A 20910-nucleotide genomic window follows, 5' to 3' on the forward strand; every position below is an offset into this window, starting at 1 on the left:
AACAATGCCTTCTCTTTTTAGTATGTGTGCCATACCTGAAGCACGCCAATTCAATGAAGGAAATAATGATCTGTATCAGAATGGGGGACAGCTACGGGGTGTGGCGCATAAAACGGCGCGCCATTTCCGCTTCCTGCGCTTCCATCAGTCTTTGCGCCATGTCCATGTGCTCATGCATGATCGCACGGGCGTCCTCTGCGCGGCCATCTCGTAGCGCAACGATCAGGTTTTTCTGATGATTAAACCCCTGCTCCCACAATTCGTGGTTAGGCGGCTCGTAAAGACGGCGATAGACAGTCAGATCCGTCAGCATCCGCACCATAAAGCGGATCATAAAACCAAGCAGTTCATTCCCTGCAAGCTCTGCAAGAATAAGGTGGAACTGGAGCGAATCAATATGTTGACGCCGTTCATCTTCTGCCGTCTTCGCAGGCTCTGCATATTTCTCTAAATTTGACTCCAGCGCGGCCAACTGTGGTTCAGTCAGTTTGCCTGCGAGATTCGCCACCAGTTCAGGTTCCAGTAATCGACGCAGCTGATAGATGTCTTTTACTGACAACTCATTAAAGAAGAAATAATTGCTCAGCAAGCTGCTGGCCAGCGGCTCAGACACCGCATTGATAAACGCGCCGCCTTTTGGGCCAGTGCGGGTAATGATCAGCCCCTGGGCTTCCAACACCCGCATGGTTTCACGAATGGTGCCTTTGGACATGCCAAACAGCTCCATCAGGGTCTGTTCGTGGGGCAATTTGTCTCCGGGCTGAAGCCCCTGTTCGACTATCCAGCTTTTTATTGCCTCCGCGACCTGATAAGGGCGGCGCATTTTGGCAGACGGCGCTGTGTTATTCGAGGGGGTGGTAGCAGGCGACAAATTCATTCTCCGTAACTTGTGTCAAAGGGGGCGATGCTTCCAGGCAATCAGGTTGGGCACGAGGACACCTTGAGGCAAACGCACACCCTTTCGGCGGATTAAGCGGGTCGGGCAATTCTGCATGCTGATTAGGCACTTGCAGAGGACGACCTACCACTGGGGCACTATTTGCCAGCAACTGAGTGTAAGGATGTTTGGGTGAATTGAAAATCTTTTCTGCCGGGGCAAGCTCCACCAGTGAGCCGAAATACATCACAGCGACCCTGTCGCTCACCGCCTCCACTACCGCCAAATCGTGGCTGATAAAAAGATACGTCAGCGACAGCGATTGTTTCAGTGCTGCCAACAGGTTCAGCACCTGCGCCTGTACCGACACATCCAGCGCCGACACCGGTTCATCCAACACCAATATACGAGCGTTGGCTGCCAGCGCACGGGCGATACCAATCCGCTGCGCCTGTCCACCAGAGAACTCGTGGGGGTAGCGATCCAGAAACTCTTCACGAAGCCCCACCTCAGCAAAGATTTCCCGGATACGTTGTTCGCGTGCGCCCTTGTCCATTTTATGCAGATAAATCAGCGGCACCTCCATCAACTGGCGGATAGTCTTGCGCGGATTCAGACTGCTTATCGGATCCTGAAACACATACTGGATGCGTTTGCCGTTTTCTTCCGGTTTATCCAGCGCAAGTGGCTCGCCTTCCACCAATACATTGCCTTCTGTGGGTGTTGTCAGCCCCACCAGCATGCGGGCGAGGGTCGATTTGCCGCAACCAGATTCGCCCACAATACCCAGCGTTTCGCCCTGCTCAACATCCAGACTGATTGTGCGTACCGCTTTCACGCCGGGCATCGCAGCAGAAAAGAGCGGTTTTTTGAAATAGAAGGTTTTCTTCAATCCCTGAATTTGCAACGCTGCGGTCATACCCATTTCTCCTCAGGAAAGTGACACAACACCATGCGTCCGGCATGTTGGTGACATGCAACATCGCCAGTCTCACAGGCCGCCTTGGCTTTTGAGCAACGTGCCGCGAATGCGCAGCCCGGTGGCAGTTTATCCACCACCGGAGGCAAACCGGGAATGGCTTCCAGATCGCCCTTACCACGACCCAGCTCCGGCACACAGGCAATCAACTTTTTGGTGTAAGGGTGCGCTGGCGCATCCAGCACCTCTGCCGTTTTCCCGGTTTCGACTATTTTCCCGGCGTACATCACCGCTACGCGATCGCAAAGCTGGGCGACCACACCAAAGTCATGAGTAATGAAAAGCACAGACACATTGCGGGTGCGGCGAAGCTCATCCAGCCGCGCGAGGATCTGCCCCTGCACGGTCACATCCAGCGCAGTCGTCGGTTCATCTGCAATGATCAGCGACGGGTTATTTACCAACGCCATGGCAATCGCCACCCGCTGACGCATTCCTCCGGAAAGTTCATGGGGAAAGGCATTCATCCGCTCTGGCGCATTCGGAATATGCACCGCTTCAAGCAGGGAAACTGCCCGCGCATGGGCATCGGCGGGGGGGACTTTTTCATGCACCAGAATCGCTTCCATCATTTGCTCACCGACCCGGAACAATGGGTGCAGTGTGGCCAGCGGATCCTGGAAAATATACGCCACATCGTTGCCGCGAAGTTTACGCAAGGTTTCGTAGCTGGCGCCTATCAGCGAATCGCCTTTGAACCGGATATCACCGCCACTGATCACGCCCGGCGGTGAGGCGACCAGCCCCATCACCGAAAGTGCGGTGACCGATTTACCCGACCCACTCTCACCGATAAGCCCAAGACACTCACCCGGAGCGATATCAAACGACACCTGGTTTACTGCGCGGTAAACGCGCTTCGCGATACGGAACTGGGTTTCGAGTGCATTCACCGACAGCACGGCATCAGGATTACTCTCTTCTTTCGCGTCATTGAAAGTGGGGTCAATCTTGGTCGCCGGTTGCGGACGGGTTAGCGCACCGGATTTAAGGCGCGGATCGAGCGCATCACGCACCCCATCACCCAGAAGGTTAATGCTCATCACGATAAAGAAAATCATAATGCCTGGCACCACGCTGGCGTGAGGGTCGGTGATTAGCGCATTTCTCGCTTCGCCCAGCATTGAGCCCAGATCTGCCTGCGGCGGCTGTGAGCCCAAGCCGAGGAATGACAGCCCCGCGGTTTCCAGAATCATCCAGCCAATGGTTGTCGACATCGCAATCACAATCACAGGGATCACATTCGGGACAATTTCAGACCAGATAATCCGCATGTCAGACATGCCACAAAGACGCGCCGCTTCGACAAATTCACGTTGCGCCAGAGAAACTGTCACGCCGCGGATATTACGGGCGAAAAAGGGAATATTGACCGCAGCTACCGCCACCAGCGCGTTAAGCAGGCCCGGCCCCAGTGCTGCCACAATGGCCAGCGCCAAGAGGATGTAAGGAAATGCCATCAGGATATCGATGCCTCGCATAAAGACATTATCGATACGCCCGCCAAAATACCCGGCGACAATCCCAATGGCCGAGCCAATCAAAGCCGCAATCAATGCCGCGGCAAAGCCTACCGCCAGACTCAGTTGCGTCCCCCACAAAAGTCGGGACAGCAAATCACGGCCAAGTTGGTCAGTACCCAGCAGGTGACCGTCACTCAATGGGCGCAAAAAACGGTTCGCGGTATCCGTCGCTGCCGGATCCTGCAAGCCCAGCAGCGGGGTGACCAGCACCAGAAATACGATAATACTGAGCACAATGCCGCCAAAAGCAGCCAGCCGGTTGCGTGCCAGCAGTTTTAAAAATGCCGTCATGCTTTGATCCTCGGGTCGAGCCAGCTTTGCAACATATCCACGGCGATGTTAAACAGCACATAACAGGCTGCCACGAACACCACACCGCCCTGCACCAGCAGGATGTCGCGTTTCAAAATCCCTTCCACCAGCATTTTGCCGACACCCGGCCACTGGAAAACCATCTCGATATACACCGCACCGGAAAGCACAAAACCCGCCTGGATACCCAGCACAGGAATGATGCTGACCATGGCGGCCTTGAGCGCGTGCTTCCAAATCACTTTTCGTTCGTGCACACCTTTGGCACGGGCGGTACGGATGTAATCCTGACGCAGCACTTCGAGCATGGCAGAGCGTGAAAGGCGGGCGATAACCCCGGTTGCTACCGAAGCAAGTGCCACTGCGGGCATGATGAGGTGCATCAGCAAATCTGGGAGGTCGCCACCACCGTATATCGCATACATGCCTGAAACCGGCAGCCAGCGCAGGTTCACGGCAAACAGCAGGATCATCATCATGCCGAGGAAAAAGGACGGAATTGAAATGCCCAGTAACACCACCAGTGTGATGCCTTTGTCCGCCAGCGAAAATTGACGCGCTGCAGAGACCACACCGGCAATGATGCCGAGAAACGAACAGAGCACAAACGACACCCCCGCCAGGATCATGGTGGCGTTGAAACGTTCCATCACTTCATCAATCACAGGACGGTTGAGCGAATAGGAACGGCCAAAGTCGCCCTGCAGCATATTCGTCAGCCAGATAAAATATTGATTTACCAATGGCTGGTCGAGGCCGAGGTCTTTGTTGATTTTGGCGACATTTTCAGGGGTCGCATACGCACCGAGGATCGCCGTTGCCGGGTCGCCGGGGATCATGGACATGATTAGAAAAACAATCACGGTAATACCGAACAACACCGGTATTGCCGACACCAGACGGCGTAAAAAATAGCTACCCACGCGCAGTGCTCCCTTCTGCGTTCACGTCAGGAAAAACAGCACCCAGACAAAACGCCCGGGTGCATTGGTTTTATTTCTGAACATCATCCAGGATGAGGAAGAAAGAAGGCTGCAGTTTGAAATCCTTCACCTGAGCGCTGGTCACCGCATTTTGCTTCCAGTTCGCGACAAAGACCCAAGGCGCATCTTCCTGCACAATTTCCTGCATTTGGCGGTAGAGCTTGGCGCGCTCGGCCTGATCAGTCGACTCGCGGGCTGCCACCAACAGTTTGTCGACTTCAGGGTTGGAGTAGTAACCCGAGTTGAAGCCGCCTTTGTCTGGCCACGCTTCAGTGCGAAGCGCAAGGTACGGCAGGGTATCCGGGTCATTGGTCATCCACGCCATTTCAGCCATGTCTGCCTTACCTTCCAGCCCAGGGTTTACCTTGCCAAGGAAGGTGTTCCACTCATAGGTTTCAATGTTTGCATCCAGCCCGACCGCTTTCAGATCGGCCTGAATCGCAGTGCCCAATGGCACAGGATCTAACATACCTGAGCCGCCTTCAGTCACATAAAACGTCAGCTTCGCCCCTTCCTGACCCGCTTCTTTGATCAGCGCTTTGGCTTTTTCAGGGTCATATGGGTACGGCTGCAGGCTGTCATTGTATGCCCAGGCAAACGCGGGCGGCGTTGGGCCAGCCGCGACTTCAGCTGTGCCTTCCAGCACACCTTCAACGAGTGCTTTTTTATTGATGGCATAGTTCACCGCCTGGCGCATACGTTTATCGGCAAACGGCCCTTCTTTGGCATTGAGGATCAAAAACCACAGGTGTGGGCCAGCCTGCTCTTCCACTTTAAAGCGGTCGTTTTCAAATTCAGACAAGGCATTGGGCGGCACTTCCACCATCATGTCGATGCTGCCAGCCAACATTTCCGCCACGCGGGTGTTGGCATCGGTAATTGGGCGGAACACCACCGCTTCCAGCTTGGCTTTGTCGCCCCAGTAGTCATCATTGCGTACTGCTACCACCTTGCTGTTGGACTCCCACTCAGCAAAACGGAAAGGGCCAGTGCCTGACGGGTTGCGGCCAAAGTCTTTGCCGTATTTTTTCACCGCTTCCGGCGACACAATCAGCCCGGTTGGATAAGCAAGGTTGGAAAGAAACGGCGCATAAGGCGCACTGAGCGTGAATTTCACGGTTTGCGGGTCTACCGCTTCCACGTTGTCCACCGAGGAAAAGAAGAAAGCCAGCGGGAAAGGCCCAGTGTTGTGGTAAGGGTGTGACTCATCCAGCATGCGGTCAAAATTGAATTTCACTGCTTCTGCCGTGAGAGGTGTACCGTCGTGGAAAGTCACGCCTTTACGCAGCTTGAAGGTGTATTCCTTACCGTCATCACTGACTGTCCAGCTCTCTGCCAGCGCAGGCTCTACTTCCAGTGTGCCGTCTTTGTAGCGCACCAAGCCTTCATACAGGTTCATCAGGATGCGGAAATCATTCACCGCCGTCACCGCCTGCGGATCCAGCGATTTCGGCTCTGCAACCTGACCGACGATCAGCACATTGGGTGGTGTTTGTGCTGCAACTGTCAGCGGCAGTAGTGCACAGACTGCAATCAACGCGCTTTTGGCTGCACTCCGCAGCGATTTCATGAACTCACTTTTCGCTTGTTTCATGGGGAAACTCCTTCCCATTTGTTTGTGTGACTGGTTTGCGTGCGGTTACCAAACAGTTAACGCACGGTTAACTTTTATTCAGATTTATCACTATAAATTACTTGCCGCAAGTATTTATCATGATAAATTATGTTCAAAGTGTGACCATTCCACACTTCAATGATTGGCTCAGGAGTGAGACCTATGACCTTTTCAGTATTAGCACGTGATCCGCAAAGCGGTGCGATTGGCGCTGCCGCGGCAACGGGAAGCTTGTGTGTGGGTGGCTGGGTGATACGCGGCAACCCCAATGCCGGAATGTCAGCCTCGCAGGGGGCAAAACCCAGCACTATGTGGGGCGAGGACGTACTGACACTGATGGCAGCCGGAAGCAGTGCACATGCTGCCATCAATGCCGTCACCCAATCTGACAGCGGCGCAGAATACCGTCAGTTGGCAGCGCTGGACTTACAGGGAAACGGCGCCATCTATACCGGTAAAAATAACGGCAATGCCCGGGGTGGCCGCTGGGAAAAGGATTTGGTAGTCAGCGGCAATCTTCTCACTGACCTGAAGGTGCTGGATGTCATGGTCGATACCATGCAAGGCTCTAAAGCCTGCTTTGAAGAAAAGCTTATCGAGACGCTGGTGGCAGCGCAGCAAGCTGGCGGCGACCACCGGGGGTTGCTGTCCGCATCCTTGTTAGTCTTTCGCCCAGACACCCCACCGCTGACCTTGCGTATTGACTACCACGAAACCCCTTTAACCGCTCTGCAACGGCTGTATGAACAATACCAAGACAGCGATTACCAGCGCTGGCTCACTACCCTACCCACCCGCGAAAACCCGGAGCGTTAACCATGAACTACTCCTTAGGGCAAAAAGCCCAGCACTACCTGACCCAGTTGGCTGAATGCTCTGAAACCGAAAACAGTGTCACCCGTTTACCATTTACCGCGCAGCACCAGCGCGCCGCTGATCTGATTAAAGGCTGGATATGCGAAGCCGGGCTGTCCATCTCTATGGATGATGCGGGCACCCTGATTGGCCGCTACAACGCCGGGGAAGGAAAACCTGTACTCCTGATGGGAAGCCATCAGGACAGCGTAAAACAGGGCGGCGGTTACGACGGCATTATGGGCATCGTTCTGGGTATTGTGGCGCTGCAAGCCATTCAGCAGCGAGGGATCCGCTTGCCTTTCTCTGTCGAAATCCTGGCCTTTGCCGATGAAGAAGGTGTCCGATTCCCCACCGCCCTGCTTGGCCCCCGGGCTTTGGCGGACACCCTCGATTTAGATGTACTAAACCGCACAGATAGTGACGGTGTATCACTGGCAGACGCACTTCGCGGGTTTGGTGCAAACCCAGAGAGCATCCCAAAACTTAAACGTTCACCGGACAATATCCTCGGGTTTATTGAAACCCATATCGAACAGGGCCCGGTATTGGAGCACGAAGGATTACCGTTGGGGGTTGTTACCGCTATCAACGGTATTGAACGCCACACTTTGACCTTCACCGGTCAGGCGGCACATGCCGGAACCGTTCCTATGCATTTACGCAAAGATGCCCTTGCAGGCGCTGCTGCCGTCATACTGGAAGCCGAAAAGCTGGCAATCCGTATCCCGGAACTGCTGGCAACCGTCGGCCAGTTGAATGTGTCACCCAATGTGGTCAACGCCGTTCCGGGCAGTGTTACCCTTTCCATCGAACTTCGCTCACCCAACGATGCGGTGCGAGAAAAAGCAGGCGAGATGCTGAAAAGCTATGCGCTGGAAACGGCGCAGCTTCGTGACCTTGAGTGCCACATAGAACGCACCTACAGCCAGAACGCAACGCTGTGTGATGATGGCTTACAACAGGCGATTGCTCATGCCATTGCAGCCACTGGCGAGAAAGTTTTCTACCTGCCTTCCGGCGCAACACACGATGCGTCCGCCATGGCCGACCTCACCAAAGTAGCCATGCTGTTCGTGCGCTGTCGCAAGGGTATCAGCCATAACCCGGCAGAATATGCGAGCGATGAAGATATGGGGAAAGCAGTTGATGCGCTGATAGTGTTGCTGACCAACCTAAACCAATAAGTTACCCGACTGCATCACCTAGACGAATCAATGCGCGGCATCAGTGCGTAGATACGAACTGGAAAGCAAAACACCCATGCCGCACTGTGCGTCATGGGTGTTTTGTTTTACTTAGATCGGAATGACAGACAGTTAGAACTTAACCAGGAATGACTTAGCCTGACACGGTTTTACTGCACCAAATCCAGTCTCTGTTGCTGAGACAGCATCCAGTGGCTGCTCATCCATGCTGACCTGTTGCCAGGAAGAGACAGGCAGGTTGAAGCTGACCGCATCTTCAAGATCGCCACTTTCTGCCGGGTTGTAGACGCGAAGCACCAAGCCTTGTTCATCTTCTGCTTTTTTCAGCACACTCAGGACAACGCCACGCTTCTCTTTCGACAATAAGCTGTAGGTCAACGGCAAATTCTGCTCGCCAACGTTCAGCTTCATCGCGTTGTAAGGGATCTTGTTGTAGCACTGGATTGGCGTCACGTTGTCGCGCGCTTCTGCCATGATGTTTGCACTGATGTGATCACCTGCGTAACCGAACAGGGCAAATTCACACACCAGCTTACCGCGGGTTTGCGAATCCGGCGTTGGGATCTTAATCCCTGACGGACGACCCGGACGCAGCAGCAACTCTTCTTTACCCAGGGTGCCCACACCACGAAGTAGTGTCAGGGCAAAAGTATCGCGCTCCTCGTTACCTTGGCTTGAAATCACTTCAAATTCACGCAGGCCGTTGGTCATTAAAGCCATACCACCCGACGCATTTTCCAGAGCGGCGAAGTTCATCAACTGGTAAACCGGTACCGGTGCCTCTTTCCAGCCTTCCTGTTCCCAAACGGCCATTGCCGGGTCGTTTGTCGGGCGGGTAATCAGGCCAAACTGGTTATCAGCCACAACCGTTTCAGACACAAACGGCGTCGGGATCAGCACGCGGACGCGGTGGTCATCGGCTTGGTTATCCAGTTCCATGCGCACTTCAATGCGGCGGCTGCCTTGCTTCAGTACAACCTGACATTGAACATCCAGATAGCCATTCTGGCCTGAGCGTTCTTCGCGCTCCTGCAGGTTGGCAGGCACCGCCATTCTCAGCCCAATGTTGGCAACAGACTGGAAGCCTTCGTGCTTGATCTCGGTATGCGCGTCAAACTCGTCGGAATACAGTAGCCATTCCTGACGGGATGGAGAGTAGTCATACTCGTCACCGTCGTCAGAGCCATCTTCAATACGCAACGCCTGATCGTAAGTGTGCAGGGTTTCTTTATCAAAAATGGTCAACGTACTGTTGGTGTTTACCTTGATGCGGTAGAACTCATTTTCCAGCAGGTGTTCACCTTGTTCAGCGACCTTGGTTTTGCCTTTGCTGTGCGCTTCGATATGCAGGGTCGTGAAGCCCATGGCCGGCACTTGGTGTTTAAACTGGATGTCGTATTCAACAAACGGGTCATAGTTTCCGTAGTGAACAATCTGGCGGTCAATCTTGCCCGGGTCGATAACACGCTGATCTTGGATAAAGTACTCAATCGCATTGCCGTTATCGTCGAACAGGTTGAACTCTTTGGCACGTAGGGTGATGGTAGTGTTGATCACCTCTTCTCGGGCGTAAGGCGACAGGTTGAACAGCGCCAGTTTGTCGCAGTCGCCACGGGCAGGCATGTGGTCGACAATCTTGCGCTTGTAGAAGTTAATCAGGTTAGTCGCCATATCGTCCGCGAGGATATAGCGGTTCATGATCTCTGCATGTACCTTGTCTGAACAACAGCAGCCAATCGAATCGTGGGCATGGTTCTTCATGCTCTCTTTCCACATTTTCTCGATCAGACCGTGGTGGTATTCAAAGCCAAGCGTCCAGGCAATAGCAGCCAGCGGTTCAAGTATATTGACGATCTTGTTCTCCACTTCAGCGTGGATGAGTTTGATATCCATGCGCGTAGAGGAAATGGTGCGGTGAACGCGCATGTACTTGCCGTCGTTAAACTCGCCTTTGATGGTATCAAGCTGATCGCGCATCGCCTCGATACGTTCAAAGACCTCTTCATAACGGCTCATCAAGAACTCGCGATCCGGGTAGATTTCGCGCAGTTTGTCCATCACCTCAAAGATATCTTTCTGGATTGGCATCTGGTCGTGACCGTTAGGCAGCAGAATGTCTTTGGTCACAGATGGCGCTTCCAGCACCGGGAAGTATTTATCCAGACGGTCACGCAGCCCTTTTTCATCCTGTGGCAGGTATTTACCAATCGCGTAACCCAGCGGCAGCACCTGTGCGGTCACTTCACTGCCATCATTGGATTGCCAGATGAACTCGGTTTTATCCGTGCCGTGGCGCTCTGAACAGCCACGCCAGAACATAGCGCGGTCGATGCCAAAGCCGTTGTAAATCATTGGCAGTTGAGAACTCATGGAGAATGAATCCGGCAGATAGCCAATCTTCATTGGCTCACCCAGCGCCAGACAATCGCGGATGCCATAAAGCATGTTGCGGACAATTGATTCGCCGGAAACCTGCATGGTGTCAGTTTGGGAATACCATGGGCCAATGATCAGCTTGCCCGCCTGAACCAGCGCTTTAACACGCTCTTTGTTCTCAGGTTTAATCGCGAAGTAGTCTTCCAGTACGGCGGTTTGACCGTCCAAAACGTAGTATTTGTATGCAGGGTCGCTTTCCAGACGCTGCATGATTTCTTCCATGTTGTTCACCAGAAGAATGCGCGATTCTTCCGTCGTGAAATACCATTCACGGTCCCAGTGCATGTGTGGAGTGATGTGTACGCGAGATGTAGCCATTACTGTTACCTATTGAGCGAAAAGGCTCGACAATCGAATTGGGTCTTAGGGCGCCTGAATTCAGGCACCCTTTTGTTGTTTTTCTTAGTTTGCGGTTGCGTTTTGGACGGTGTATTTGCCGCTGCGAACGGCGTGTGTACGCCATGCAATCAGGGTTGCAGTGGAAATTGCCGCACCAATCAAGGCTGCGCCGAACCAGATTGCCGCTGCGGTATAAGCACCGATTCCGGCATCATGCAGAAGGAAAATTGAGAAGATGCCTGCACCCGGTGTTGAAAGGCCAATCCCCGCTGCGCCCACCATGGCACCTGTTACGACAGAGCCCAGCAGGAAGGAGCCGATCACGCGGATAGGGTCTTCAATTGCCATCGGGATCGCGCCTTCAGTGATGCCCGCAAGGCCAAGCAGCCAAGTCGATTTACCGGTTTCAATTTCAAAGTCTTTAAACAGACGCGGAACCAGCATGGTTGAAGCGGTCACCGTGAACGCGGATACCATTTTGACGGAGCCAAAGATGGCGTATGGGCCATACACACCGTTTGCCATCGCTCCCAGACAGAAAGCGTAAGCCGCTTTATTTACCGGACCACCAAGGTCGAAAGAAACGAAAAGACCAATCACCGCGCCAAGCAACAGGGCATTGGTGCCAGACATACCGTTCAGCCAGTCGGTCAGCCCCTGGTTCAGCCATGCGACCGGTTTACCGATAACAAACAGCATCAGAGAGCCAGCCACCAAAGTGCCAATCACAGGGTAGAGATAGAAAGTCAGGAAGCCGTTGAACGCAGGATTGAGGCGGATGTTTTCTTTCACCCAGCGCATTACATAACCGGCGATCAAGCCACCGACAACACCGCCAAGAAAGCCGGAGCCAATCAGGTTTGCGGCAATACCCGCGGCAAAGCCGGGGCCCAGCGCAGGTTTGTCTGCCAAAGAATACGCGGTGTAAGCGGCCAGTACCGGCACCATCAGGGTTCCCAGCAGGCCACCGCCAAGTTTGCGGTACATGTTCAGCCAAGAACCGTCCGTTGCGTAAAGTTCCTGCAGGTTGAACATTTGGGCCAGCAACACAGCAACCGCAAGCACAGTTCCCCCTGCCACAATCAGTGGGACAGCGTAGGAGATACCTGACAGCAGCGCTTGTTTCAGCTCGGTTTTCAGTGGCAGACGTTTAGGTTTGTCATCAGTGATCACTGCACGTTCTGCGCCACTGCCTTTCTTGCCCGCCTCCAGCGCTTCATTGAGAATGCGCTCAGCATGTCTGATGGGCTCAGCCACAGGCACTTCGACACGTGGAATACCGTTGAAACGTTCCTGCTCTTTGATAGCCACTTCCGCGGCAAATACACAGGCAACCGCATTGTTAAGTTGTTCTGCCGTTAAGCGGTCTTCAATACCATTTGCGCCCTGTTTTTCAACGAAGACATTGATACCCAGCTTCTTACCGGCTTTTTCAAGATACTCAGCCGCCATGTAAGTGTGTGCGATACCCGCTGGGCAGGCAGTGACACAGACAATTGTCGGTAAATTTGTATCTATGTTGTCTTGAGATTCGCTTTCAGTTTCTTCTTTGTTGTCCAATAGCGCCAATACTTGCTCGGCTGATGTTGCATTCAACATCGCTTCACGCACATCGTCATCGACCAGGGTTGTCGTCAATTCAGTCAGAAGCTGAATGTGGGTAGAGCCCGCTTCCGCATTAGGAATGGCAATCAGGAAAATGAGGTTAACGTCTTCCTCTTCATCGATGCCTTGCCACTTCATATCCTGCTTCAGCGTTGCCATTGCAAACGCAGATTCCTTAACGGCATCCGTCTTCCCATGCGGTACTGCCAATCCTTCACCTAACGCAGTCGGGCCTTGGTCTTCACGCGCAAACACAGCGTCCAGATATTGCTGTTTGTCGTGCAACTTGCCTTGTTGTTCTAGTTGGTCGGCAAGGGCTCTTATCGCCTCATCCCGACTGGTAAAGGTCGTTTGTAAATTGATCAGCGATGGGTGGGTCAGAGAGGTTAGATTCATAACATTTTTCCCATTGTCACGTTATTCATAGTTGTCCCAACAACAATGCGTGAATAATACCTTTATAATACAAATATGACGTGATAGAGATCGCTAATTTCAAATTAGATGTATTTAATTTGTATTAACAATCAGTGCGGCGGTTTGTCTTCTTGTATGGAAAATCTGATTCGTATGATACATTTAGGCGCAATACAGGGTGCAATTTCGCTAGATTGCACCGATGAAAATTGCCTGAATTTCAAGAGAGCTTTATGGCCAGATTGCCAATGTACCGCCAAATTGCGGATGCGATTCGCGAGAAAATCAGTGCGGGAGAATACAAAGTTGGGGAAGCCTTGCCCACTGAAGCGCAGCTTCGTGAAACCTACTCCGTCAGCCGAGTGACGGTTCGCCAGGCGATTAAGCTGCTGGTAGAAAGCGGCGAGCTGGAGAGTAAGCAGGGCAGCGGCACTTACGTTAAAGAAAACAAAGTTAATTACGACATCTACCACCAAAGCAGCTTTGCTGAGAAGTGGTCACACCTTGATTCCGTGATCCGCAGTGATGTATTGGCGTTTGAAGTGACCAATGCCTCCCTGACGATGGCAGAGAACCTTAACATCGCGGAAGGCGACAAGGTTTTTTACGTTAAACGTGTGCGCTATGTGGATGATGCGCCCATCACTGTTGAAGAAACCTGGCTGCCCACCGAGATGTTCCCGGATCTCAGTTATCAGGTCATGCAGGGGTCTAAATACGATTTTATCGAGAACACCAAAGGGATGGTGATTGACCGCAGTGAGCAGGAAATTATCCCCGTACTTCCACCGAAGGAAATCGCCGAACTTTTGGCGATAGACCCAAACCAGCCAATTATCGAGAAGCGCACCCGCGGACACCTATTGGATGACACGGTTTTCGAATACAGCCGTAACTACTTCAAATCAACGGATTACAAGTTCACCTTGGTCGCCAAACGACACCGCTCTTAGGCTGCAATACCGACTGGGTATTGCAGCCCATTCACTTAGAAGCTCGAACCCGGCTCTGTCAGAAACTGTACTTCCTCGTCGGTACTTTCGCGCCCAAGGATAGCGTTGCGGTGAGGATAACGTCCAAACCTGTCGATGATGGCTTTGTGCTTCAGCTCAAACTCGTAGTTGTTTTCAAGGCCGGGCTGGTTGAAAAGCTTTACCGCCTCCTCGTGAACAGCCAGCGATTCGCTGTGCATGTAAGGCATATACATAAATGCGCGATGCACGACATCTAATTCGCGGTCAAAACCTTGTGCAACGGCCTCCTGTGCCAGTGCGAGCGCCAGTGGATCCTGCGCAAAGGCTTTCGGTGTGTCGCGGTAAATATTGCGGGAAAACTGATCGAGGACGATGATTTCCGCCAACCGGCCTTCGGCGGTATCGCGCCAATCAAACAAGGCTGACTGTGCGCCCGTTTCGAGTAGTGGCAAGAAACGCGCGGCGATAGCTTTGTCCAGCGCCTCATTTTTCATAAACCAGTCTTTTGGCGTCAGTTCTTCAAACCAAAATGTCAGTACGTCTTTGTACATCGCCTCTCTCCATGCTTTTAAAATTTCGTTTGTTTTTAGACTGTATTGGATACAGCTTCAGACTTTATCACACTGGGTTCCGCCGACGGAGGCACAGGGGCAGCGCCACAATCACTGGATGAGCTGCATCCACCCGCTGAGATCAAACCAGAATATAGGGATAAACATTTGCAGTGAAATGTGTTCCCGCTGAAATTAACTAAAAGGGAAAATCTGATTCTCCAGCCCGGTGCGGCTGAAGAATCAGTATTATTTGAATGTGCTATCGAGTATCAGATCTCAGTACCAGTTCGACACGGCGATTTTGCTGCTGACCGTCTTCATTGAGGTTATTTGCAACGGGTGAATATTCCCCGACACCTTTTGCGGTAAGCTGCTTTTTCGGGATCTGATAATCTTTGGTTAAAGCATTCACCACCGATTTGGCGCGCTTATCCGCAAGCTTTTGGTTGTATGACTCACTGCCTTTGTCATCGGTGTGTCCGACGACATAGAACTGCCAGTCTGGATGGGTTTTCAGGTACGTTGCCAAGGTATCCATTACCTCTTTGGATTCCGGCAACATTTGGTCGCTGTCGAATTCAAACAGCAACCCATCCAACGCCACATGCCCTGTTTGGGCGATTTTGTCTGTCAGGCCTTCCAAGTCGATAACCAAGCGGTCATCTTTTAGATCGGTTTCTTCAATAACGCGCAGCTCTCCCCAAAGGCCACCATTGAAGCCGAGGACATAGACCATGGCGTGAACCTTGCCTTCGGGCCTTTCCAGCATGAACAAACCGTAATACTGATTGTCCTCATTGCCGATATCGACCAAGGTTTTCAGGCCCTTTTGCAGCTTTTTATCATCACCGCAGCTTGTACCCTGACAACGAAACTGAGGCACAAACCCGAGCTTACTGAGTGCTGACTGATAGTTAGCAAACGCCTCATATTCTGAGTACAGGCGAGGCAACACGTAACCGATGTCGGTAATTTTTCCGTCCAATGACACAAACTGTTGTTCGCCTTTACCTGTCACCGCCGTCATCACTTTTATCTGCCCGTAACCGTGTTGAACGTATTCTCGAATATATGCGCCCGGTAAACGTTGGATCATAGGGTGATCTTGGCTGCCATTTTCATCTTTACTCGACTTATCTTCAAAGCTCAACGCTTCGATTGGCGCGCTCAAATAAGCCGCGTCGACGCTGATCAGATCAAGCGGCTCCTCGATTTCTTCGATCACATCCACTTGCAAGCCGGTGTAAAGATGAGAAGTGGCAGAGTAAAGGGACAAGAAGATGGGTTTGATCTCATGATTGATCTTCGCCACCAGCAAAACAGGTGCATCCCCCGGATTATCCAACGTAGGTTCAATCAGTTTTTTGAGGTTCTTTAGCCGCCCACACTCTTTTTCCTCACACGCAAACAGCACTTCTCCGCCTAAGGCTTCAATCTGCGCCTTGTAGTTATTAATTAAATGAAAAGGCTCAACGCCCGCTGGCAGTTTGTAGGCCAAACGGGTCAATCGACCACCTTGCGGCTTTGCAATGGGTTCGCCTTTCTCAAACCCAGTAACCAAGGGAAACTTGGTGTAATGCTGAACCGTTCGCGCTTCAAGTTCACTTTCCGGCGGCGCACTAAACAGCTCTCCTGCCAGAGCATTTCCAAATAACAGTACGCCGAGCGTCGCGCTTACTGCGACAGATTTTGTTGTTCGTCCTAGCCAATTATTCATTATTGCTCCTCGCGCTAAAACACACTGTCTTTGCCGCAATCCGTGGCAATCAATTGGCACCATCTTGGTCAAAATCGTCTTCTTCGAAAGCCTCTGGGAAGAGATCATCACCATCATCTCCCGCTAATATCGCCTGACCAACCAGCGCTTTCACGATATCGGCTTCCACTTCGCCAAACTGCTCAAGGACAGGCGCTGCGTCTTCGAGCATGCAAAGATTATTGACTGCAAACATCGAAGGGACGGTGGCAACCAGGACACTGTTTGCACTCAGCATCATTAGCGTCTCAAGAGCTTGTTCCTCCGTGCTAGGGGGAGCTAGTGTAGAGAGGGTGGTGGCTGTATCGCGAAGCTTTTGGATATTCTGATTAAATTCCACCACAGATTCGGGACGGTTACAGGCAGAATCAGATGCCAATGCACCGATAAATGCTTTGTATTCAGAGACGTATTTGTCACCCAACGCCGCATTGCTACGCGCAAGGGCTGCCAGTTTAGAAAGATCGACGGTTTGCATGGCCGCTTTTGCACTCTGGGTGCGCGCCATTACATCACCGACTTCCTCGACAAGCAGGGAGTAAGCATCGCCATTTTCCTGAGCCTCTTCAATCAAAGGCTCGGTGCGAGCACTAAACGCTTCAACCGCGCTTAAGTTCTGTTCCAAATCGGTGGCTGCAAACGCACAAAAAGACGTCACTGTCATAACAACAGCGGCAACACATTGGCTCACTCTGGGGCGATTTAATGGCATCTTCTTTGTCATATCCTTTCCTTAATCTCCGCTTCTTAGTACCTGCATTCAGCTTTCATCCACCAAAAATGGCTTACCGCACATGGCCGCAATCTCTTTCCCATGAGCAATCAACATCGCACGTCCGCCCAATCGCATTAAGTGCTGACGCTCTCCCGTGTCGAACAGTACTACCAGCTCATAACGTCTGGTGCCGTAGTGACTGCTTCGGGATATCAAGCTTTTCGTTACGCAAAATCCGCTCACGGCATGAAGGTTGGCCGAAAACCGATAAACGGGGTAAATACTGGTTATTTGCCTCACCAGGGTGCCTTGGCGCATGTCAACGCGAACGTGATGGTCAAGAAATGCCATGTGCCAGCCAAAGCCCGCCCACACTGCCCAGTAGACAATTCGGTCATAGGAATCGACGGAATTCGACAGCGCGAGAAAGACGGCATAGAGTAAAAATGAAATTCCGAAAACCCTGAGCACACCGCCCCCGCCGAGCCTTACTTCGCGGACTGCACCGGAGTTTGAAGCAGGGTTTACCATTACTTACCCCCAAACCAATGCAACGCAAACAGCAAAACACTCACGCCAAGGGTCGCTGGAAACACCAGCAACATACGCCAAATTGAACCTTGCACCTGAAACTGACTGCCTTCTGCCCGCTGCGGCTTCACCACACGAGCATCACCCGTCACCCTGGATTCCAACCGGACTTTTGCCGGCCATTTCGTCACATTGTCGTAAGCGGTAATGCCTGTTTCTTGGACGATGAATAGCGCCATTTCAGCGCTTTGAGCGAATTTGCCAATGCTGTTTCGGGTGAGGGATTGCCCATTGGCATTGAGCCGGAGCCAACATCCTGTTCCATGCTCCACAATTGGCATAATGGTGAGGTCGCATTCGTGCATCGGCCATGACGCTTTCTCGGCCGGTGATTTCCCCCAACCGAGCAAATGCGTCACGCGATCATGCTGGAACACAAACCGCTCGCTTCTTTTCAGTAAGAAGATGACGAGCAAGAAGAGAAACGAGGCCGCAATTAGGTAAAAGTAGGGAATGGTATCTTTGCGTAGCCAAGTCGCTAACGCCATCACGACAGAGGCGATCATCGGAACGCAGGCTAACAAGCCGAAAACCTGCCAGATTTTTTGTTGCATCCCTATCAGATAATACTGACCAAAACCATCACGTTTCAGGTGATAGCGTGCCCCCCAATAGAGATCCTGGTACCGCTTTTCCATCCATTTCCCTGTGGCAATTTGGCTAAATAAAAACCTTAAACAAGGTGTTAATGTTAGTCGACATGGTGAGTGTTTTATTCATTGGAAATGACTGGGATATTTTCGCGAATTACCGAAATTTAGCTGCAATACCGTCCAACAAAACCAAACGGTGTTTTCGGGAAAGCTGCCCACCTCCCCCACCCGAAAACAAATGGTTTTGCGCCTTACCATTAAAATAAATCATTAAAGATTTATAAAAACAGGAAAACATTCCATCCAGTCTCAAATATGCATCACTAGGTGTAAAATTTATCGCTTGAAATTCATTTAAAAATAGACTTTTACGCAGGCTTAACCGAACATTGCGCCCCTTTTTCTTTAGTTCCAACATTACCCGGTTCTAAAACACACTTTATGAAGTCTATTAAGCTAAAGATCAGTGTCTTCACTGGTATCGCTACGCTGGCGGCAGTGAGTGCAATGACTGCATTTTCTTTGTATTCCTCAACTGAGTTACAAGCCCAGTCAAACCAACGAAACCAAACCCTGTTACTTGAAATGTTCGACAGCGGTTTGCAAGCGGAGTTAAGTGCCGCTGCCGAAACCATTGCCAGCGAACTGTCAGACAGTTTCCTGCAAACATCACTGATGGCGGAAAGCTTTTCACGCCAACAAAGAGCCAGTGACACAGACTCCCGTGATACGCTGCGCGCCAACATCAACCTTCAACTGCAAGGCTTGTTGGAAACCAACCCGCATGCACTGGGCGTTTATACCGCGTGGGAACCGGGCATGCTGGACGGAATGGACAGCCTCTACGCGAACCAAAACGGCCATGATGCCACCGGCCGCTTTATTCCTTACTGGAACCGTGACAACCACGGCCGTTTCCAGTTGGAGCCACTAGCGGGGTACAACGATGAGAGCCGCGCTGATAACGGGGCGCGTGTGGGTGAGTACTATCTTTGCTCGCGCGACAGCCAGCGTAACTGTCTGCTTGACCCCTACATTTACCCAATCAACGGCGAAAATGTTCTCCTGACTTCCGTGGTTTCACCAATCATGGTGAACGGCCGATTTGCGGGTATTACCGGTCTGGATATTTCTCTGGCCTCACTGTCGCGCGTCGCTGAAACCACCAGCCAACACCTGTACAAAGGCCAAAGCCACGTGATGCTGGTGACAGATCGCGGTACCATTGCGGCAGACAGCGATGACCGCGCTTTAGGGCGTAAAATCAGCTCACTTTCCCGCGACGATCAGGAATGGGCGAAACTTATCGGTCAAAACCGCTTCCAAAGCTTCACCAGCGAAGACGGTCAACGCATTATTGCGATGATCCCGGTTAAACCGGATGTCAGCATGGCATCTTGGACACTGGTGGTGACACTGGACAAAGCACTGGTACTGAAAGACGTTATCGCCCTTCAGGCACAGGCCGAGGAAGACCAACGCGATCTGACCATGATGTCGATGCTGATGGGGCTATTCGCTCTTGGAATCAACATTGCGCTGATCTGGGTGATTGCCGGTCGCATCGCGGCACCAATTCGTTCAACTGCACAATTTATGCTGCAGGTAGCCGACGGCGATTTTACCCGCCGCCTTGGCAGCGAAGCTGACGCGCCGGACGAGACCGGCGAGCTAGCACGTGCATGCAACACATTCCTGGATAAAACCCAGAGTGTTATCAAGCAGGTTGCAGCAACCAGCCATACGGTGTCAGACAGCGCCATCCAGTCTTCGGCCGTTTCGGAACAAACGCTGCAAGGCGTCAGCCGCCAGATGCAAATGGTGAATCAGGTTGCTGCTGCTTCAACTGAAATGAGCACCACCGCACAGACCGTTGCCCATCACGCAGAAAGTGCAGCGCGCGCTGCCACCAGCACACAAAGTGCCGCGGCTCTCGGTCAGGAAAAACTGACTGACGCACAGCGCGCCATTGAGAAGCTGGAAACTGAAGTATCTGAAGCATCAGACGTTATCTCCCGTCTGGGCGAAAACAGCCAGAACGTGCATTCGATCATCGATGTGATCAAAGGTATTGCCGACCAGACCAACCTACTGGCGTTGAATGCCGCGATTGAAGCTGCCCGCGCCGGTGAATATGGCCGTGGCTTTGCGGTGGTTGCAGATGAAGTCCGTTCGCTTTCACTGCGCACCCAATCTTCCACGCAGGAAATCTACGATCTGATTAACCAGCTTCAGTCAGACGCGCTAAACGCGGTACAAGTGATGGATGCAGGCAGCCGGAGCGCTCAGTCCTGCGTTGCGCTGGCAAATGAAGCTGCCGTTCAACTAACCCAGATGACTTCGGAAGTGGACAACATTTCCCAGTTGAACACGGAAGTGGCAAGTATCGCTGTTCAGCAAAGCTTGGTGTCTGAGCAGGTGAGCCTGGATCTGGTTGAGATCTCGCAGGTCGTCAGCGAGCTTTCAAGTGCAGCTACCCAATCCCAAAGCAGCAGCCGCCAGTTGAAAGAAACCGCTGAATCGCTGGATAAAATGGTGTCGCACTTTACGGTGTAACCCCATAACGCGCCTCTCTCCC

At 52.2% G+C, this 20910-nt stretch carries 17 protein-coding genes; 4 read left to right on the forward strand and 13 right to left on the reverse strand.

The genetic code is table 11. The features are described from left to right. Nucleotides 1-91 precede the first annotated feature (91 nt). The 5 genes from KU854_RS09615 to KU854_RS09635 form a co-directional block, all read right to left on the reverse strand. Nucleotides 92-877: a FadR/GntR family transcriptional regulator gene (locus KU854_RS09615; protein WP_218358285.1), complete on the reverse strand. Its 786-nt coding sequence runs from the start codon at nucleotides 875-877 to the stop codon at nucleotides 92-94. Continuing rightward, nucleotides 843-1796, reverse strand: a complete 954-nt coding sequence (locus KU854_RS09620) for an ABC transporter ATP-binding protein (protein WP_218358286.1) — start codon at nucleotides 1794-1796, stop codon at nucleotides 843-845. The genes KU854_RS09615 and KU854_RS09620 overlap by 35 nt, the downstream gene beginning before the upstream one ends. Further along, nucleotides 1793-3670 carry a dipeptide/oligopeptide/nickel ABC transporter permease/ATP-binding protein gene (locus KU854_RS09625; RefSeq protein WP_218358288.1) on the reverse strand — a complete coding sequence of 626 codons (1878 nt, stop codon included), beginning with the start codon at nucleotides 3668-3670 and terminating at the stop codon, nucleotides 1793-1795. Before KU854_RS09625 ends, KU854_RS09620 begins: the two co-directional genes overlap by 4 nt. After that, nucleotides 3667-4614, reverse strand: a complete 948-nt coding sequence (locus tag KU854_RS09630) for an ABC transporter permease (RefSeq protein WP_218358289.1) — start codon at nucleotides 4612-4614, stop codon at nucleotides 3667-3669. Before KU854_RS09630 ends, KU854_RS09625 begins: the two co-directional genes overlap by 4 nt. A gap of 70 nt (nucleotides 4615-4684) precedes the next feature. Further along, complete coding sequence (locus KU854_RS09635) at nucleotides 4685-6268, reverse strand: ABC transporter substrate-binding protein (RefSeq protein ID WP_218358291.1); 1584 nt, start codon at nucleotides 6266-6268, stop codon at nucleotides 4685-4687. Between the two features lie 183 nt (nucleotides 6269-6451). Here KU854_RS09635 and KU854_RS09640 point away from each other — a divergent pair, with 183 nt between their 5' ends. Beyond that, nucleotides 6452-7105, forward strand: coding sequence for a DUF1028 domain-containing protein (locus KU854_RS09640; RefSeq protein WP_218358293.1), 654 nt, complete (start codon nucleotides 6452-6454; stop codon nucleotides 7103-7105). Nucleotides 7106-7107: 2 nt separating this feature from the next. Further along, the gene (locus KU854_RS09645) at nucleotides 7108-8331 is read left to right on the forward strand and encodes a M20 family metallo-hydrolase (RefSeq protein ID WP_218358295.1); all 1224 of its coding nucleotides are present in this window, start codon (nucleotides 7108-7110) and stop codon (nucleotides 8329-8331) included. Nucleotides 8332-8463: 132 nt separating this feature from the next. Here KU854_RS09645 and mngB read toward each other — a convergent pair whose 3' ends face one another. Beyond that, nucleotides 8464-11106, reverse strand: a complete 2643-nt coding sequence (mngB, locus tag KU854_RS09650; RefSeq protein ID WP_218358297.1) for a mannosylglycerate hydrolase — start codon at nucleotides 11104-11106, stop codon at nucleotides 8464-8466. Nucleotides 11107-11190: 84 nt separating this feature from the next. Beyond that, on the reverse strand, nucleotides 11191-13128 hold the full coding sequence (gene mngA / locus KU854_RS09655; RefSeq protein ID WP_218358299.1) for a PTS 2-O-a-mannosyl-D-glycerate transporter subunit IIABC: 1938 nt from the start codon (nucleotides 13126-13128) through the stop codon (nucleotides 11191-11193). A 254-nt stretch (nucleotides 13129-13382) separates the two neighbouring features. Here mngA and KU854_RS09660 point away from each other — a divergent pair, with 254 nt between their 5' ends. After that, nucleotides 13383-14102: a GntR family transcriptional regulator gene (locus KU854_RS09660; RefSeq protein ID WP_218358301.1), complete on the forward strand. Its 720-nt coding sequence runs from the start codon at nucleotides 13383-13385 to the stop codon at nucleotides 14100-14102. Nucleotides 14103-14137: 35 nt separating this feature from the next. Here KU854_RS09660 and KU854_RS09665 read toward each other — a convergent pair whose 3' ends face one another. The 6 genes from KU854_RS09665 to KU854_RS09690 form a co-directional block, all read right to left on the reverse strand. Further along, nucleotides 14138-14674 (reverse strand): DUF924 family protein, encoded by a 537-nt coding sequence (locus KU854_RS09665; protein ID WP_218358303.1) that lies wholly within the window; start codon nucleotides 14672-14674, stop codon nucleotides 14138-14140. A 262-nt stretch (nucleotides 14675-14936) separates the two neighbouring features. After that, nucleotides 14937-16394, reverse strand: coding sequence for an OmpA family protein (locus KU854_RS09670; RefSeq protein WP_218358304.1), 1458 nt, complete (start codon nucleotides 16392-16394; stop codon nucleotides 14937-14939). 49 nt (nucleotides 16395-16443) lie between these two features. Then, on the reverse strand, nucleotides 16444-17157 hold the full coding sequence (locus tag KU854_RS09675; protein ID WP_218358306.1) for a hypothetical protein: 714 nt from the start codon (nucleotides 17155-17157) through the stop codon (nucleotides 16444-16446). Between the two features lie 36 nt (nucleotides 17158-17193). Continuing rightward, nucleotides 17194-17679 (reverse strand): hypothetical protein, encoded by a 486-nt coding sequence (locus KU854_RS09680; protein WP_218358307.1) that lies wholly within the window; start codon nucleotides 17677-17679, stop codon nucleotides 17194-17196. Beyond that, nucleotides 17679-18377 (reverse strand): hypothetical protein, encoded by a 699-nt coding sequence (locus KU854_RS09685; RefSeq protein ID WP_218358308.1) that lies wholly within the window; start codon nucleotides 18375-18377, stop codon nucleotides 17679-17681. The genes KU854_RS09680 and KU854_RS09685 overlap by 1 nt, the downstream gene beginning before the upstream one ends. Nucleotides 18378-18486: 109 nt before the next feature. Continuing rightward, a complete protein-coding gene (locus tag KU854_RS09690; protein WP_218358309.1) occupies nucleotides 18487-18750 on the reverse strand; it encodes a hypothetical protein in 264 nt (87 codons plus the stop codon). 23 nt (nucleotides 18751-18773) lie between these two features. Here KU854_RS09690 and KU854_RS09695 point away from each other — a divergent pair, with 23 nt between their 5' ends. Continuing rightward, nucleotides 18774-20888: a methyl-accepting chemotaxis protein gene (locus tag KU854_RS09695; protein ID WP_218358310.1), complete on the forward strand. Its 2115-nt coding sequence runs from the start codon at nucleotides 18774-18776 to the stop codon at nucleotides 20886-20888. Nucleotides 20889-20910: the final 22 nt, after the last annotated feature.

Source organism: Enterovibrio paralichthyis (assembly GCF_019209835.1).
Lineage (GTDB): Bacteria > Pseudomonadota > Gammaproteobacteria > Enterobacterales > Vibrionaceae > Enterovibrio > Enterovibrio paralichthyis.